Here is a 14,809-nt window from a genome sequence, read left to right on the forward strand (position 1 = left end):
TTGGATTCCGTTAAGGAGCCACGTTGATCTCATCCACACGTTCACGCAGGTCCGTCGCGGTGCTCGCCGCGACGGTCCTGGGCATCGGCGCCGTCCCCGCATCGGCGTCCGCGGCCCCCGACCCGGTCCCCGGCGCTGCCGCGGCCCACCACAACCAGAAGCGACGGGCCAACTTCGACGCCCGCACCCCGGACGCGCGTACGCTCACCGCGCTCCGCACCGCGAAGAAGCCGGCCGCCGTCACCAAGCTGCACGAGGGCCTCGGCACGCAGGGCCTGGTCGACATCGACCCGGCCACCGGGACGGCCCGGCGCGTCGCCCGCCTCGACGGGTTCCTGACCACCGCCAGCGCCAAGCCGGCCAAGGAGATCGTCGCCGCCTACCTCGCCGCCAATCCCGGCGTCTTCGGCGACACCGCCGCCCTGCGGCTCCGCAAGGACTACGTCGACGTCGACGGCACCCACCACCTGAGCTACGAGCAGGTCGTGGGCAACGTGCCGGTGTTCGGCAACGGCGTCAAGGCCGACGTCACCAAGAACGGCGAGCTCATCCAGGTCACCGGCTCCCCGGCCGCGTCGCTGCCGGCCTCGCTGGGCGCCGCCCGCCTGACCGCCGCCCAGGCCCGGGACACCGCCGCCAAGGACGCCGGGTCACCGGCCACCGCCCGAGCCGGCGACCCGACCAAGCTGGTCGCCTTCGCCACCAGGGGCGGCGCTCGCCCGGCCTGGCAGATCCTCTCCACCAAGACCGGCTACCTGCATGTGGTCGACGCGGCCACCGGCCGGGTCCTCTACCGGCAGGACCTGCTGCTCAACGACAACGCCCCGGCCGCCACGGTGTGGCAGAACTACCCGGGCGCCCCGCTCGGCGGTGTGCAGCAGCAACGGCCGCTGAAGAACTGGATCGCGCCCGACGCCACCACGCTCAACGGCGATTCCACCCACGTGTTCCTCGACGTGAACGACGACGACGTGGCCAACGAGGGCGAAGAGGTTGCGCCGAACAAGCCCGGCGACTGGCGGTTCCCGTTCAAGGACTTCACCGGCCAGGTCGGCCCGCCCTGCGCCGCCGACAAGCAGTGCTCGTGGGACCCGAAGACCGCCGACTCGTGGAAGGACAACGCCAAGCAGAACGCGGCCCAGCTCTTCTACTACGTGAGCAGCTTCCACGACCACCTGGAGAAGTCGCCGATCGGCTTCACCCGGGCGGCCGGCAACTACGAGACCGCCGACGGCGACCCGATCGAGGTCAACGCGATCGACGGCGCCGCGACCGGCGAGGGCGGGCCGGATTCCGGCCACACCGACAACGCCAACATGCTGCCCACCCCGGACGGCGTGCCCGGCCGGATGCAGATGTACCTGTTCCGGGACCCGACCTGGCCCGAGGACCCCTTCATCGCGGCCAACTCGGGCGACGAGGCCGACGTGGTCTACCACGAGTACACCCACGGCATGTCCAACCGCCTGGTGGTCGACGCGTCGGGCAACTCGACGCTGACCGGCTTCCAGGGCGGCTCGATGGGCGAGGCCTGGTCCGACTGGTACGCGTTCGACAAGCTGGTCGCCGACGGCTTCCAGACCGACACCGCCAAGCCGGGAGAAGTGCTGGTCGGGCGGTACGTCAGCAACGACCAGAACCTGATCCGCACCCAGCCGCTGGACTGCACCGTCGGCGCCGACGCGACGGCCTGCCCCGGCACCGAGGGCGCCGGATCGGGCGGCTACACCTACGGCGACATGGGCAAGATCATCGGCGGTCCGGAGGTCCACGCGGACGGTGAGATCTGGGGCGAGACGCTCTGGGACCTGCGTACGTCGGTCGGCTCGAAGCTCGCCGAGTCCCTGGTCACCCGGGCGATGGAGCTGTCACCGGCCAACCCGTCGTTCCTCGACATGCGCAACTCGATCCTGATGGCCGACAAGGTCACCCGCGACGGCCGGGACGCCAAGAAGATCTGGAAGGTCTTCGCCGGCCGCGGCATGGGCTGGTTCGCCGCCGACCTGGGCGGCAACGACGTCACCCCGATCGAGGACTTCTCCACCCCGCCGACCCGGGACGCCTCGCGCACCTCGGTCACCGGCACCGTCACCGACGTGACCACCGGCGCGCCGCTGGCCGGGGCCACGATCACCTTCGCCGGGCACGCCTCCGGCTTCGCCGACTCGTACCAGGCCGTCAGCGACGCCCAGGGCAAGTACACGATCGCCAACGTGCTGCCCGGTGGCACGTACCCCTCGGTGAGCGCCAGCGCGCCCGGCTACGAGCCGGTCGTGAAGGACCTGCGGGTGCACCAGGGCGCCAACAAGGTGGACTGGGCGCTGCGCCGGGACTGGGCCGCGACCACCGGCGGCAGCCAGGTGACCGACTCCAACGGCGACGACTACGGCTTCATCGGGTGTGGTCCCGACGCCGCGGTCGACGCGCTGCAGCAGACCGGCTGGAGCACCGACGCCACGTACGGCGCCGACGGCAAGATCGACCCGCGCTTCCTGGTCGTGCAACTGCCGGCGGCGGTCGACGTGTCGGCCATCGAGATCAACCCGACCGGCAACTGCGGTGACGACGCCAGCGCCTCGACCGGTGACTACCGCGTCGAGACGTCGGCCGACGGCCAGACCTGGACGGTCGCCGCCGAGGGCCACTTCGGGGTGGCCAACCGCGACAAGATGAACGCGGTGCCGCTCGCCTCGGGCAGCACGTCCGAGGTGCGCTACCTGCGGTACTCGATGCTCGGCACGCAGATCGCCGAAGAGGGCATCACCTGCCCCGACGGCTACGCCGGGTGCTTCTACGTCGACACGGTCGAGGTCGGCGTGTACGGCGCCGCACACTGATCCATCGCGCTCCACAGGCAGGCCCGGTCAGCACTCCTCGTGCGGCCGGGCCTGCCGCCGTACCACGGCGCGCGAGGTCAGGCGTCGCGGGCGGCCTCCGCGACCTGCTGGAGCCGGGCCCGGTAGTCCTGCCACCAGGTCGCGTCGCCGGGCGCCAGGTTGTTGTTGTCCGCCCGCAGCCCCGCCGCCCCGTCGATCAGCTCCCGCACGATGTCGGCGTGCCCGGCGTGCCGGTGGGCCTCGGCGATCATGTGCGTCAGGACAAGGCGCAACGTCACCTCTCGATGCTCCGCCGGCCACCAGGGCACGCGGCCGATCGCGTCCAGGTCGAGCGCCTCGATCGTCGCGTCGGAGTGCTGCCAGACGCGCCGGTAGAACGCCTCGACGCGGTCACGGGACTCGTCGAGGGTGGCCCACATGTCGGCGTTGGGCTCGGCGTCGTCCTCGAGGCCGGGCAGGGGGTCGTCGAGCGGGCGACCGAAGACGGCGCCGAGATAGCCCGCCTCGGTCAGTGCCACGTGTTTCACCAGGCCCAGCAGGTTGGTGCCGGTCGGGGTCAGCGGCCGGCGCAGGTCGTACTCGTCGAGCCCGTCGAGTTTCCACAGCAGCGCTTCGCGGGCGGTCCGCAGGTAGTGATGAAGATCCGCCTTGGTGTCCGATCCGCTCATGCCGAGCAGCATCGCATCTTCGTCGCGGGACTTGACCCTGCCCCCACGACACGGTTTCCACTCGTGATCGCACCCACCGATGCGATGCCGAAGGGAACCCTGATGGACGTCGATGACTCTCGACCGTTCGGCGCACACCTGCGCATGGGCTGGTGGAAACCCCTGGTGGTGGTCCTCGTACCGCCGCTGGTGCTGCTGGTCCTGCAGATCCTGGGCTACCAGCTGACCGGCGTCCTGGAGGGCAGCGACAACCCGTTGGCGCCGACCATGACCCCGCTGAAGTTCCTGGCCGTGAACCTCGCGACCATCGCCACCGGCGTCCTGGCGATCCTGCTCCTGGCCCGGCTGGCCCGGGTGCCCTGGCGCAGCCTGATCAGCTCGCCCCGGCCGTTCGACGCCCGCCGTCTGCGGCGTTACCTGCTGAGCGCGGCACTGCTGGTGGCCGCCGGGATCGGCGTGGTGGCCGTCGTGGCCCCCGACTCACCGGGGTGGATCGCCTTCGGCGTGTCCGGTACGACGATCGTCATGCTCGTCGTGATCCTGCTGACCACGCCGCTCCAGGCGATCGGCGAGGAGCTGATGTTCCGGAGTGCCGCGCTGCCCGCCGCCGCGTCCTGGCTGCGCGCCGTCCGCCCGGCCCTGATCCTCGGCCTCGTCGTCTCCAGCCTGGCCTTCGCGGTGCTGCACGGGTCCTCGGACCCGTGGCTGTTCGGCTACTACGCCTTCCTCAGCGCCGCGACCGGACTGATGGCGATCGTGAGCAACGGCATCGAGGCGCCGGTCGCGTTCCACGTCGCCAACAACGTCCTGTTCACCACGGTCAACACGCTGATGTCGGACGGTGCGCCCTTCGCCATCGACCGCTCCACCGACACCGGCGACGCGGCCGTGCTGATCCTCGGCGCGGTCAACATTGCCATGCTCGTGCTGGTCTGGCTGCGTGAGCGAAGGATCCGGGCCACCCGTACGGTGGCGGGCGGGAGGAGCGGAGAGCATGGCCTGGAGCACTCGCGAGATCGCTGAGCTGAGCGCTCTACAACCGCGCTCAGCTCGACGTGCTGCTCCGGGCCCATCAGATCAGCACGGATGCCGATCCGGGCCGTTGAGGTACTAGTTGACGAAGTCCTGGGTGAACCAGACGCGGCCGTCGGCGCCGCGGGTCACGGCCAGGCCGACCCGGGTGAAGCCGGGGTTGAGCAGGTTCCGGCGGTGACCGTCGTTGGGCGCCACCTCGGCCAGCATCAGGTCGGTCAGCCCGTTGGCCGCGCCGACGATGGCGGCCTGGTTGTTGGCGGCATTGCTCTGGCCGATGTTCTCACCGGCCGAGCGCCAGGTGACGCCCGCGGCGGTGAAGCGCGCGCCCAGGCCGGCCTCACCCGGGCACTGGTGCGACAGGCCGCAGCCGCCGGCCATCAGGGCGTTGTGCGCCTCCGAGGCGCCGGTCAGCTGCGGGCTCAGCGTCAGGGTCGACAGACCTTCCGCCGTACGCGCGGCGTTGATGTGGGCCAGCACCTGGGTGATGACCGCGTCGTCGGCGGGCGGCGTCGTCACCGGCGGGCTCGTCGGCGGGGTGGCCGGCTCGCTGGGCGGCGTGGTGGGCGGCGTGGTGGGCGGGGTGGTCGGATCCGTCGGCGGCGTGGTCGGGTCGCTCGGCGGGGTGGTGGGGTCGGACGGCGGCGCGGTGGTGGTCGGCGGCGCGGTGGTCGGCCTGGTCGGGCGCGGCCGGTGCGGGCGCCGCTCGCGGGACGACGTCGCCTTGGTGGCCGGGCCGAGCTGGGCGGCGGCGGGCCGGGCGGCCGGGTGGGGGCGGTGCCCGGAGGACTGGGCCGAGGCGATGCCGGCGGCGCCCGCCCCGAGCACACCCAGGGCGCAGGTGGCGAGCACGAGAAGACGGGTCCGGGAGGGCCGACGGTGACGCGAGCGCATGGTGATCCTTGTCGATCGATGGGGAGAGCCCGACCGACTCTGACCTGCGCCGACTTCTCACGCACGCTTATTGAACAAAACTTAAAGATCCGGCCTCAGGGACGCTGGACGCCGATGACGTGGACCGGCTCGGTGCCGGGGCCGAGCCGGACGAAGTTGTGTTCGCCCCAGGTGAAGCGCTGCCCGGTGATCAGGTCGTGCGCCACGAAGACGTCCGGCCAGGTCAGGCCGAGGGCGGCCAGGTCCAGGTGGATCCAGGTGTCGCGGGTGTGGTGCGGGTCGAGGTTGGCCACGACCAGGATCACGTCCTGGCGGTCGTACAGCGTCCGCGCCTTGGAGAAGACCAGGATGTTGTCGTCGTCCGCGGTGTGGAAGCGGAGGTTCCGTAGGCGGTGCAGCGCGGGGTGGGCCCGCCGGATGTCGTTGATCAGGGTGAGGTACGGCGCCAGGGATGACCCGTCGCGCTCGTGGTCGGCCCAGCGCCGGTCCTTGTACTCGTACTTCTCGTTGTCGATCTGCTCCTCGGCGCCCGGCCGCGCGCGGTCCTCGACCAGCTCGTACCCGGCGTAGATGCCGTAGGTGGGCACCAGGGCGGCCGCCAGGGCGGCGCGCAACTTCCACGCCGTCGGGCCGCCGTGCTGCATGAACGGCGTGAGGATGTCGTGCGTGGTCGGCCAGAAGCTGGGCCGCATGTACGCCGCCGCCGGCCCGGTCAGCTCGGTCAGGTACTCGACCAGCTCGGCCCGGGTGTGCCGCCACGCGTAGTAGGTGTACGACTGCTGGAAGCCGACCTTGGCCAGCGTGTGCATCATCGCCGGCCGGGTGAACGCCTCGGCCAGCCAGATGACGTCGGGATGGTCGCGGCCGACGTCGCCGATCAGCCACTCCCAGAACTCGACCGGCTTGGTGTGCGGGTTGTCGACCCGGAAGATCCGGACGCCGTGATCGATCCACACCTGCACCACGCGGCGCATCTCGGCGTAGATCCCCGCCGGGTCGTTGTCGAAGTTCAGCGGGTAGATGTCCTGGTACTTCTTCGGCGGGTTCTCGGCCGGGGCGATGGTGCCGTCGGCGCGGGTGGTGAAGAACTCCGGGTGGGTGGTCAGCCAGGGGTGGTCGGGTGAGGCGTTGAGCGCCAGGTCGAGGGCGACCTCCAGCCCCAGCTCGGCGGCCGTCGCGACGAAGGCGTCGAACGCGTCGAGGTCGCCCAGCTCGGGGTGGACGGTCTCGTGGCCGCCGGCCGCGGAGCCGATGCCGTACGGCGACCCGGGGTCCCCGGGCTCGGCCCGCAGGCTGTTGTTGCGGCCCTTGCGGTTGGTCCCGCCGATCGGGTGGATCGGGGTCAGGTAGACGACGTCGAAGCCCATCGCCGCGACGGCCGGCAGCCGGTCGGTCGCGGTCGCGAAGGTGCCGCTGGTCCACCGCCCGGTGTCCGGGTCCCGCGTCGCCCCCTCGGACCGGGGGAACATCTCGTACCAGGCGCCGTAGAGGGCCCGTTCGCGCTCCACCAGCCAGGGATGGTCGGGACCGGGTGAGACGTACTCCCGCAACGGTCGCGCCGCCAGCTCGGCGCGCACCGCCGGGGTGAGGCCGGCGGCGAGCCGTTCCGCCACCGGCAGCGTGCCGTCCCGCAGGGCCGCCGCGGCCCGGGTCAGCAGCCGGACCCCGTCGTCGCCGCGCGCGGTCGCGGCCACCGCCCGTTCCAGGACCCGCGCCCCCTCCTCCAGCATCAACTCGACGTCGACGCCCGCGCCGACCTTGATCACGGCGTCGTGGTGCCAGGTGCCGTAGGGGTCGGACCAGCCCTCGACCCGGTACGACCAGCGCCCGGCGCGGTCCGCGCTGATCGTCACCGACCACCGGTCGAGTCCCGCGTTGACACAGGTCATCGGCAGGCACTGCTCGGCGCCGCCCGGATCGGTCAGCACGACCGTGGCGTTGACCGCGTCGTGCCCCTCGCGGAAGACGGTGGCGGTGACCTCGAACGACTCGTCCACCACGGACTTGGCCGGCCGGTTGCCCCCGTCCACCAGCGGCGTCACGTCCTGCACCGGGATCCGTCCGACCGGGCGGGCCGGCGCGGTCGGCGCGTCGGCCGGGACGACGGGCGCCCGCCGTCCGGACCGTTCAGCGTCCATGTCGCGGAGCGTATCCCGATCACCGCCGGGTCGCTCGACGGACGACGCAACCTTGCTCCCGCCCCGGGCGTGTTCTGCTGTGCGATGACCACGGGAGGTACGGGTGCCGGACGCGGGCGGGTTCGACGAGTTCTATCAGGGGAGCCGGCAACGGCTGCTCGGGTACGTGTATCTGCACACCCACGACCTGGCCGAGGCTCAGGACGTGGTGCAGGAGGCGTACATGAGGGCCTGGCAGCACTGGTCCTCGATCGACCGGTACGAGGACCCCGAGGCGTGGCTGCGGATGGTGGCCCAGCGGATCGCGGTGTCGCGGTGGCGGCGGCTGCGCAACCGGGCCCGCGCCTATCTGCGGCACGGACCGGCCGACCCCGAGCCGGAGCCCAGCGTCAACACCGTCGCCGTGGTGGAGGCGCTGCGCCGGCTGCCGGCCGAGCAGCGGACCGCGATCGCCATGCACTACCTGCTCGGGATGCCGGTGGCGGACGTCGCGCGGGAGACCGGCGCGCCGGTCGGCACCGTCAAGGCCCGCCTGCACCGTGGCCGCGCCGCGCTGGCCACCCTTCTCACCCTCGACCCCTCGGAGCCGGCTGATGTCTGACCTGCGAGACCTGATGAGCGATGTCACCACCGACCTGGCCGCCGTCCGGTGGCCGTCGGCCGACGAGCTGCGCGGCCGGGTGCGCCGCCGGCGCCGCCGCAACCTGGTGGCCGTGGCCGGCGCCGTGATCGTGGTGACGGCCGGCGCGACCGGCCTGGCCACCGCCGGCGGGCCACCGTCGCCGATGCCGGCCGCGCCGCCGGTCAGCGCCGCCCCGGTCCCGGTGGAGATCCCGCGGTCGATGCTGCTGTCCCCCGCCGACGTCGGCGCGGGTCCGGACAGCCAGATCGACGGCCCCGACGCGTTCCGCCCGCTCCAGCCCGATGAGCTCACCCTCTGCCTCACCACCAACAGCAGCGGGCTGAAGCTGCCCCAGGTGCCGCGCTTCTCGGTCGGCGTCACCCTCCTGCTCGGCACCGAGGCGAGCCGCCCGGAGCGCCCATTCGTGCTGGCTCAGCAGATCCACCGGTACGCCGGCCCGGACGCGGTCGCGGTCCTGCGCGACCTGCGGTCGGTGGTCGCCGCCTGCGGCATCCGGACCGTGACCGGCGAGGTGACCGCAGCCGGCGGCGCCAAGGTCGCGGCGCGGGTGACGCACACCTGGTCGATCGCCGCCGAGAACTTCGCGGGCGACGACTCGGTGGTGGTGCGGCACGACGTCAGCGCGGTCGACGCGAGCACCGGCCGCCCGCTCGACGGGGGCGGCAGCGAGCTGGTGGCCTACGTCCGGGTGGGCGACCTCGTCACCCGTATCGTCCCCCGCGACCAGCCCCTCCCCGAGCTGCGGAAGATCGCCGCCCAGGCCGGCACCCGCCTGTGCGGCGCCTCCGACCCGCCATGCTGACCGAATCACGCTTCGGCTCGGTAGGCTGACCGGATGACCTTGGCCGACGAGATCCTCCGCAGCAAGCACGTCAGCCTGACGACCTATCGCAAGGACGGCACACCGGTGAGTACGCCGGTCTGGCACGTGCCGCACGACGGTGAACTGTGGATCGTGACCGAGGCGGCCTCGTTCAAGGTCAAGCGGATCCGCAACAACCCGCAGGTCACCGTCGTGCCGTGCTCGCTGCGCGGGGTGGTGGCGCCGGATGCGCCGAGCGCCACCGGAACGGCCCGGGTGCTGGACGACGACGGGACGGCCAAGGCCCGGAAGCTGCTGGCCGGCCGATACGTCATGTCGCGGGCGGGTAACTGGTTCGCCCGCCTGCTGCGACTTCGCCGGCCGCCGATGATCGGCATCGTGGTGTCGTTCTGATTCTCGGGGCCAGGGCGCCGAGAAAATCCGGGGCGTCGAAGGCGGCGCCGGCCGAGGCGACGCCGGTGGTTCCGGTCCGGCCGGTCAGGATGCGGTCGACCGCCTCCACCGCGAGCGGGGCGGTGACGGCGTAGATGTCCCGGCCGGAAGCGACCACCCGGCGCTCCTCGGCGCCCGAGCGGACCAGGACGTCGACGACGAAGGTCTCGGCCTCGCGGACCCGCTCCGGACCGGACAGGTCCGCGGCCGCGTTGGCGGTCATGTAGGTGCGGATCTCCGGGACGGCCAGGTGGCTGGGGACGGTGACGACGTCGGCCATGGTGAACTCGGCGATGACCGGCTGGGGGCCCAGCGGGGCGGGGAAGGGCCAGGTCACGGTGGGCAGGGCGTCGTCGTGGTAGCGCAGCCGTCCGCCGGTGTAGCGGACCCGGCGGCCGTTGCGTCGCCGGCCTGAGACCGCGCCCGCGACAAGCGTGCCCGGGGTGGGGCGCCAGCTGCTCAGGCCGTACGCGATGTGCGCCTCGTCCGCGGCCGTCCAGTCGCCCATCGCGGTGGTGACCAGCAGATCGCCGAGGCCACCGAAGAAGGCCATGGCCGGGACCACCAGGGTGCCCGCGGCACGGGCCCGGTCGGCGAAGTGCTGGAACGTGTCCCGGTTGGCCTCGATCTCGGCTGCCACGTCGACGTACGGGATCCCGGCCCGCAGCGCGGCCTCGATCAGCGGGGCGGCGGTCGTGGCGAACGGGCCGGCGCAGTTGATCACGGCGGCCGCGTCGCGCAGCGCCCGGTCGAGCGCGGCCGGATCGTCGACCGCCGCCGGCCGCACCTCGAGCCCCGGCCGCACCTCAGATTCCGCGAGCTTGTCCCGGTCACGGCCGAGAAGCAGCGGGACGTAGCCGCGCCCACTCAACTCGGCGACCACGAACCGCCCGGTGTGCCCGGAAGCGCCGTACACGGCAACGCTTTTCTCCATGGCTGTCAGCGTGACCGCCCCGCCGTCCGGCGACTAGTGTCCGGAACGACACGACCCGTACAGTTCCGGACATGAGTTCCGGTCCGCGTACCGTCGCCGTCGCCGCCACCGACGGGATGCTGCACTTCGAGCTGGCCATGGCCTACGAGGTCTTCGGCTCCGCGCCGGACGCGGTGCGGGTCCCCTGGTACGACGTGACGATCTGCGGTGATCGGGCCGTGCGGGCCGGTCGTTTCCTGGTCGAGCCCGACTGCGGCCTCGACCGGCTGGCCCGGGCCGGCACGGTCATCGTCCCGGCCCTGGCCGACGTGGACGATGAGCCGCCGGCCGACCTGGTCGAGGCGGTCCGCGCGGCCCACGAGGCCGGCGCGCGGGTGGTGTCGCTGTGCACCGGCGCGTTCGTGCTCGCCGCCGCCGGGCTGCTGGACGGGCTGCGGGCCACCACCCACTGGGCCCACACCGAGCTGCTCGCCGCCCGCTATCCGCGGATCGCGGTCGACCCGGACGTGCTCTATGTCGACAACGGCCGGGTGCTCACGTCCGCCGGCAAGGCGGCGGCGATGGACCTGTGCCTGCATCTGGTCCGCCGCGACCACGGCTCGGCGATCGCCAACGTGGTCGCCCGCCTCCTCGTCGTGCCGCCCCATCGGGCCGGTGGCCAGGCCCAGTTCGTCACCACGCCGGTGCCGGCCCAGGACGGCCACGCCCTGGCCGGCCTGCTGCCCTGGGCGATGCGGCGGCTCGACCAGCCGCTGTCCGTGGACGACCTGGCCCGCCAGGCCAACCTGAGCGCACGCCACCTGACCCGCCACTTCCACGCGGTCACCGGCACCACCCCGCTGCGGTGGCTGCTCACCCAGCGGATCCGCCGCGCGCAGGAGATGTTGGAGACCACCGACGACAGCGTCGACACCATCGCCGCGGCCGCCGGCATGGGTACGGCAACCACCCTGCGCCGCCACTTCCAGCGCACGATCGGCGTACCCCCGGACACCTACCGCCGCACGTTCCGCCCTCCGCACTCGGGGCAGTCCGGGTCACGGCCGCCCGGGGGCCAGAAGTAGCTCACGACACAGGTCACGTTCGTGATTCTCGGCTCGGACGGGACGCCTCGGGTGGCGGAGTACGAGGCCTTCTCGCGCTGGTCGGCCGGAACGCGGCAACGGCCGGGACCCACCACCTGGATCCGGAGGATGGCGGGACTCGGCCGTTGCGGTTGGGTGCTTGTTCAGGCGTACTCAAGCCTGATCTTGATCTTGCTGTTGGCCCTTCCGGCAACGCCTAGAAACTATCCTTTGACCGCTCCGGTCATGCTGAACGCGCCGCCGAAGACGCGGGACATGGCCGTGTAGAGCAGCACCACGGGCAGGGTGTAGAGGATCGCGAAGGCGGCGAGCTGGCCGTACGCGACCTGGCCGTAGGTGGAGAAGAACGTGTAGATGGTCACCGAGGCGGGCTGGCTCTCGGGGCTCTGCAACAGGATGAACGGTACGAAGAAGTTGCCCCACTGGGTGACGAAGGTGAAGACGAAGACCACCGTCAGGCCGGGGATCATCAGCGGCAGGATGATCCGGCGCAGCGACTGGAACCAGCCGGCGCCGTCCGTCCACGCCGCCTCCTCGAGTTCGACCGGCACCGAGTCCATGAAGTTCTTCATCATCCAGATGGCGAACGGCAGGCTCGACGCGGCCATGAACAGGATCAGCGCGGGCACCGAGTCGGTCAGCTCGAACTGGCTGTACATGGTGTAGACCGGCACCATGACCGCGGTGATCGGCAGGCCGGTGGAGAACAGGATGCCGTAGAGGAACATCCGTCCGAAGCGGCTGCGGTAACGCGACAGCGGGTAGGCCGCCAGCGTGGCCGCGAACACCGTGATCAGCGCCGTGCCGCCGGAGATGATCAGCGAGTTGAGCACCGGGCGGAAGATGGTCTCGACGTTGAGCACGTCCGCGAAGTTCTTGAACGAGAACTCCCAGGTGATGTCGGCCGACAGGGCAGCGCCGGGCTGGACCGACGCCACCACGAGCCACAGGAACGGCAGGAAGAAGGCGATCGCGACGATCAGCAGGACCAGGTAGACGGCGAACCGCAGCGGGCCGCGGCCCGGCATGGTCAGGTCGGCCGTGGGCCTGGTCTTCGCCTTCACGGGCGGCGGGGCAAGGGTTGTCGTCACAGGTTGTCCACCTTGATCAGGCGTACGTAGATGAGCGAGAAGATCGCCCCGATCACCAGCAGCACCAACGCCATCGCCGTGCCGTAGCCGAGCTTGTAGAACTGGAAACTCTCCTGGTACATGTAGATCGGCGTGGTCGAGCTCTTGTTGCCGGGGCCGCCCTTGGTCATCACGTAGATCAGGCCGAACGCGGCCAGGGTCTGCAGGGTGATGAGCATCAGGTTGCTGACGATCGAGCGGCGGATCAGCGGCAGGGTCACGCTTCGCAGGCGCTGCCAGGCCGAGGCGCCGTCGACCGCGGCCGCCTCGTGCAGCTCGGGCGGCACGTCGTTGAGCGCGGCCTGGTAGACGAGCATCGAGAACGCCGTGCCGCGCCAGACGTTGGCCAGGATGACCGCCAGCATCGGCGTCGTGTAGAGCCAGTTCTGGTCGAGGCCGACCCAGCCCAGGATGCCGTTCAGCGTGCCGTCGCGGTGCAGGTAGGAGTACCAGCAGAAGCCGGCCACCACCTCGGGCACCGTCCAGGCGGCGATGACCAGGCCGCTGACCAGCCCGCGGGCGGCCTGACTACGGCCGCGCAGCAGCAGGGCGATGAGCAGCCCGAGGGTGTTCTGCCCGATCACGGCCGAGCCGACCACGAAGATCAGCGTCAGCCAGAGCGAGTTCCAGAACTGCGCGTCACGCCACATCGTGGTGAAGTTGTCCACCCCGATGAAGTTGACCTCGGCCGAGCCGGTCAGGGCGACGTCGGTGAACGCGCTGTACACGGCCCAGATCAGCGGGCCGGCGAAGAACACCGCGAGCAGCAGCAGGGCCGGGGCGAACGCCCCGATCCTGGCTGCCCGCGGGGCGGTGGAGGTCGTCATTGCGCGTTGGTCACCTTGTCCGGTCCGCCGACCGCCGAGGTGGTCGACTCGGCGAACGTCTTCGCGGCCTCGTCGACCGACTGCTGGCCGGTCATCACCGACTCCATGGCGACCTGGATGCCGTTGGAGACGTTCGGATAGTCCGGGTACGCCGGGCGGAACTTGGTGACCTCGACCAGGTCGGTGAAGAACTTGAGCGACGGGTTCGACTTCAGGTACTCAGGGTCGGCCGCCACGTCCTTGCGTTCGGCGATCTGGCCGGCCGCGATGTCGTACTTCTTGGTGTTCTCCTTGTTCAGCATCGTGGCCACGAAGTCGAACGAGGCCTTCTTGTCCTTGGAGTTGGCGCCGACCGAGAGCAGCCAGCCGCCGGACATGCTGATCTTGCCGGGGGCGTCGCCGTTCTGGGTGGGCATCGCGGTGTAGCCGAGCTTGTCGTTCCACTCGGGCCACGGCTTGCTGCCGCTCTCGAGCCAGGTGCTGCTGACCCAGGAGCCGTCGAGGCTGATGCCGAGCTTGCCGGTCGGGAACAGCTCGGTGTTGACCTTGGTGCCCCAGTTCGGGTCGAGGGCGTCCTGCGGCGCCGGCGCGAGCTTCTCGTCGAAGATCGTCTTGATGAAGCCCAGCGAGTCGTTGAAGCCGGGGCTCTGCACGATCCACTTCTTCTGGGCGTCGTCGTAGAGGGTGTGCTTCGTGCCGTACAGCAGCATCTCGAAGCCCTGCATGGTCGCGCCCTCGCCGGCGCCCTTGCCGGAGTAGACGTTCAGCGGGGTCACGCCGGGCACCTTCTGCTTGATGGCGCGCGCCGCGGTGAGGATGTCGTTCCAGTTCTTGGGCTCCCACGGCACGGTCAGACCGGCCTTCTGGAAGATGCCCTTGTCGTACCAGAGGGCGCGGGTGTCGGTGCCCATGGGTACGCCGTACGTCTTGCCGTCCTGCGCCTTGCCGGCGGCCTTCGCGGCGTCGGTGAACTGGGCCCAGTCGGGCCAGCCGCTCAGGTACTCGTCGATCGGGGCCAGGAAGCCGGCCTGGATGTCGGTGTTGATCAGGAACGTGTCCTCGTACATGACGTCCGGCGCCGTCTTGGGCGACCGATTCATCAGGGAGAGCTTGGTGTAGTAGTCGTTCTCCGACGCCTCGATCGGCACCAGCTTCGCGGTGTAGCCGGGGTGTGCGGCCTCGTACTCCTTCTTGACGTCCTGCAGCTGCTTGTCCAGCTGGATGAAGGACCCGAACTTCTGGTACGCGATGGTGATCGTCTTGCCGTCGGCGCCGCCGCCGTCGTCACCGCCGCCGCAGCCGGCGGCCGAGGCGGCGAGAACCGTTGCCGACAGCGCGGCAAGGACGAGTTTGAGCCGCATCAGGA

The 14,809-nt window shown here is 71.1% G+C and carries 13 protein-coding genes; 6 read left to right on the plus strand and 7 right to left on the minus strand.

All coding sequences use genetic code 11. From position 1 onward, the window contains the following. Positions 1-59 precede the first annotated feature (59 nt). Positions 60-2,837: a M36 family metallopeptidase gene (locus AB0O15_RS13240; protein WP_364317941.1), complete on the plus strand. Its 2,778-nt coding sequence runs from the start codon at positions 60-62 to the stop codon at positions 2,835-2,837. Between the two features lie 77 nt (positions 2,838-2,914). On the opposite strand, the gene AB0O15_RS13245 is transcribed toward AB0O15_RS13240, so the two are convergent. Next, a complete protein-coding gene (locus AB0O15_RS13245) occupies positions 2,915-3,505 on the minus strand; it encodes a DinB family protein (protein WP_364317943.1) in 591 nt (196 codons plus the stop codon). Positions 3,506-3,607: 102 nt separating this feature from the next. Between AB0O15_RS13245 and AB0O15_RS13250 the strand changes: the two genes are divergently transcribed. Continuing rightward, positions 3,608-4,528 carry a CPBP family intramembrane glutamic endopeptidase gene (locus AB0O15_RS13250; RefSeq protein WP_364317945.1) on the plus strand — a complete coding sequence of 307 codons (921 nt, stop codon included), beginning with the start codon at positions 3,608-3,610 and terminating at the stop codon, positions 4,526-4,528. Between the two features lie 87 nt (positions 4,529-4,615). Here the strand turns inward: AB0O15_RS13250 and AB0O15_RS13255 are convergent, their stop codons facing one another. Continuing rightward, a complete protein-coding gene (locus AB0O15_RS13255; protein WP_364317947.1) occupies positions 4,616-5,431 on the minus strand; it encodes a CAP domain-containing protein in 816 nt (271 codons plus the stop codon). 95 nt (positions 5,432-5,526) lie between these two features. After that, complete coding sequence (locus tag AB0O15_RS13260) at positions 5,527-7,569, minus strand: maltotransferase domain-containing protein (RefSeq protein ID WP_364317949.1); 2,043 nt, start codon at positions 7,567-7,569, stop codon at positions 5,527-5,529. A gap of 103 nt (positions 7,570-7,672) precedes the next feature. Between AB0O15_RS13260 and AB0O15_RS13265 the strand changes: the two genes are divergently transcribed. The 3 genes from AB0O15_RS13265 to AB0O15_RS13275 are packed head-to-tail and all read left to right on the plus strand — an operon-like array spanning position 7,673 to position 9,428. Further along, on the plus strand, positions 7,673-8,170 hold the full coding sequence (locus AB0O15_RS13265; protein WP_364317951.1) for a SigE family RNA polymerase sigma factor: 498 nt from the start codon (positions 7,673-7,675) through the stop codon (positions 8,168-8,170). Next, a complete protein-coding gene (locus AB0O15_RS13270) occupies positions 8,163-9,014 on the plus strand; it encodes a hypothetical protein (RefSeq protein WP_364317952.1) in 852 nt (283 codons plus the stop codon). The genes AB0O15_RS13265 and AB0O15_RS13270 overlap by 8 nt, the downstream gene beginning before the upstream one ends. 33 nt (positions 9,015-9,047) lie before the next feature. After that, positions 9,048-9,428, plus strand: a complete 381-nt coding sequence (locus AB0O15_RS13275) for a PPOX class F420-dependent oxidoreductase (RefSeq protein WP_364317954.1) — start codon at positions 9,048-9,050, stop codon at positions 9,426-9,428. On the opposite strand, the gene AB0O15_RS13280 is transcribed toward AB0O15_RS13275, so the two are convergent. Beyond that, positions 9,346-10,401, minus strand: coding sequence for a saccharopine dehydrogenase NADP-binding domain-containing protein (locus tag AB0O15_RS13280; protein WP_364317956.1), 1,056 nt, complete (start codon positions 10,399-10,401; stop codon positions 9,346-9,348). The two genes, AB0O15_RS13275 and AB0O15_RS13280, sit on opposite strands and share 83 nt — an antisense overlap. Positions 10,402-10,472: 71 nt before the next feature. Here AB0O15_RS13280 and AB0O15_RS13285 point away from each other — a divergent pair, with 71 nt between their 5' ends. After that, on the plus strand, positions 10,473-11,465 hold the full coding sequence (locus AB0O15_RS13285; RefSeq protein ID WP_364317957.1) for a helix-turn-helix domain-containing protein: 993 nt from the start codon (positions 10,473-10,475) through the stop codon (positions 11,463-11,465). 224 nt (positions 11,466-11,689) lie between these two features. Here AB0O15_RS13285 and AB0O15_RS13290 read toward each other — a convergent pair whose 3' ends face one another. Genes AB0O15_RS13290 through AB0O15_RS13300 form a run of 3 tightly spaced genes read right to left on the minus strand, consistent with a single transcriptional unit; the run spans position 11,690 to position 14,804 of the window. After that, complete coding sequence (locus tag AB0O15_RS13290) at positions 11,690-12,577, minus strand: carbohydrate ABC transporter permease (RefSeq protein WP_364317958.1); 888 nt, start codon at positions 12,575-12,577, stop codon at positions 11,690-11,692. Next, positions 12,574-13,443, minus strand: coding sequence for a sugar ABC transporter permease (locus tag AB0O15_RS13295; RefSeq protein WP_364317960.1), 870 nt, complete (start codon positions 13,441-13,443; stop codon positions 12,574-12,576). The genes AB0O15_RS13290 and AB0O15_RS13295 overlap by 4 nt, the downstream gene beginning before the upstream one ends. Further along, entirely contained in the window at positions 13,440-14,804 is a 1,365-nt protein-coding gene (locus AB0O15_RS13300) for an extracellular solute-binding protein (RefSeq protein WP_364317962.1), read from the minus strand. The genes AB0O15_RS13295 and AB0O15_RS13300 overlap by 4 nt, the downstream gene beginning before the upstream one ends. Positions 14,805-14,809: the final 5 nt, after the last annotated feature.

The organism is Actinoplanes sp. NPDC089786 (assembly GCF_040684855.1).
Lineage (GTDB): Bacteria > Actinomycetota > Actinomycetes > Mycobacteriales > Micromonosporaceae > Actinoplanes.

What these genes read in the sequence shown, in the direction of transcription:
- AB0O15_RS13245 (WP_364317943.1), bottom strand. Translation starts at nt 3,505, where the DNA reads ATGAGCGGATCGGACACCAAGGCGGATCTTCATCACTACCTGCGGACC.
- AB0O15_RS13250 (WP_364317945.1), top strand. Translation starts at nt 3,608, where the DNA reads ATGGACGTCGATGACTCTCGACCGTTCGGCGCACACCTGCGCATGGGC.
- AB0O15_RS13255 (WP_364317947.1), bottom strand. Translation starts at nt 5,431, where the DNA reads ATGCGCTCGCGTCACCGTCGGCCCTCCCGGACCCGTCTTCTCGTGCTC.
- AB0O15_RS13260 (WP_364317949.1), bottom strand. Translation starts at nt 7,569, where the DNA reads ATGGACGCTGAACGGTCCGGACGGCGGGCGCCCGTCGTCCCGGCCGAC.
- AB0O15_RS13270 (WP_364317952.1), top strand. Translation starts at nt 8,163, where the DNA reads ATGTCTGACCTGCGAGACCTGATGAGCGATGTCACCACCGACCTGGCC.
- AB0O15_RS13275 (WP_364317954.1), top strand. Translation starts at nt 9,048, where the DNA reads ATGACCTTGGCCGACGAGATCCTCCGCAGCAAGCACGTCAGCCTGACG.
- AB0O15_RS13280 (WP_364317956.1), bottom strand. Translation starts at nt 10,401, where the DNA reads ATGGAGAAAAGCGTTGCCGTGTACGGCGCTTCCGGGCACACCGGGCGG.
- AB0O15_RS13285 (WP_364317957.1), top strand. Translation starts at nt 10,473, where the DNA reads ATGAGTTCCGGTCCGCGTACCGTCGCCGTCGCCGCCACCGACGGGATG.
- AB0O15_RS13295 (WP_364317960.1), bottom strand. Translation starts at nt 13,443, where the DNA reads ATGACGACCTCCACCGCCCCGCGGGCAGCCAGGATCGGGGCGTTCGCC.
- AB0O15_RS13300 (WP_364317962.1), bottom strand. Translation starts at nt 14,804, where the DNA reads ATGCGGCTCAAACTCGTCCTTGCCGCGCTGTCGGCAACGGTTCTCGCC.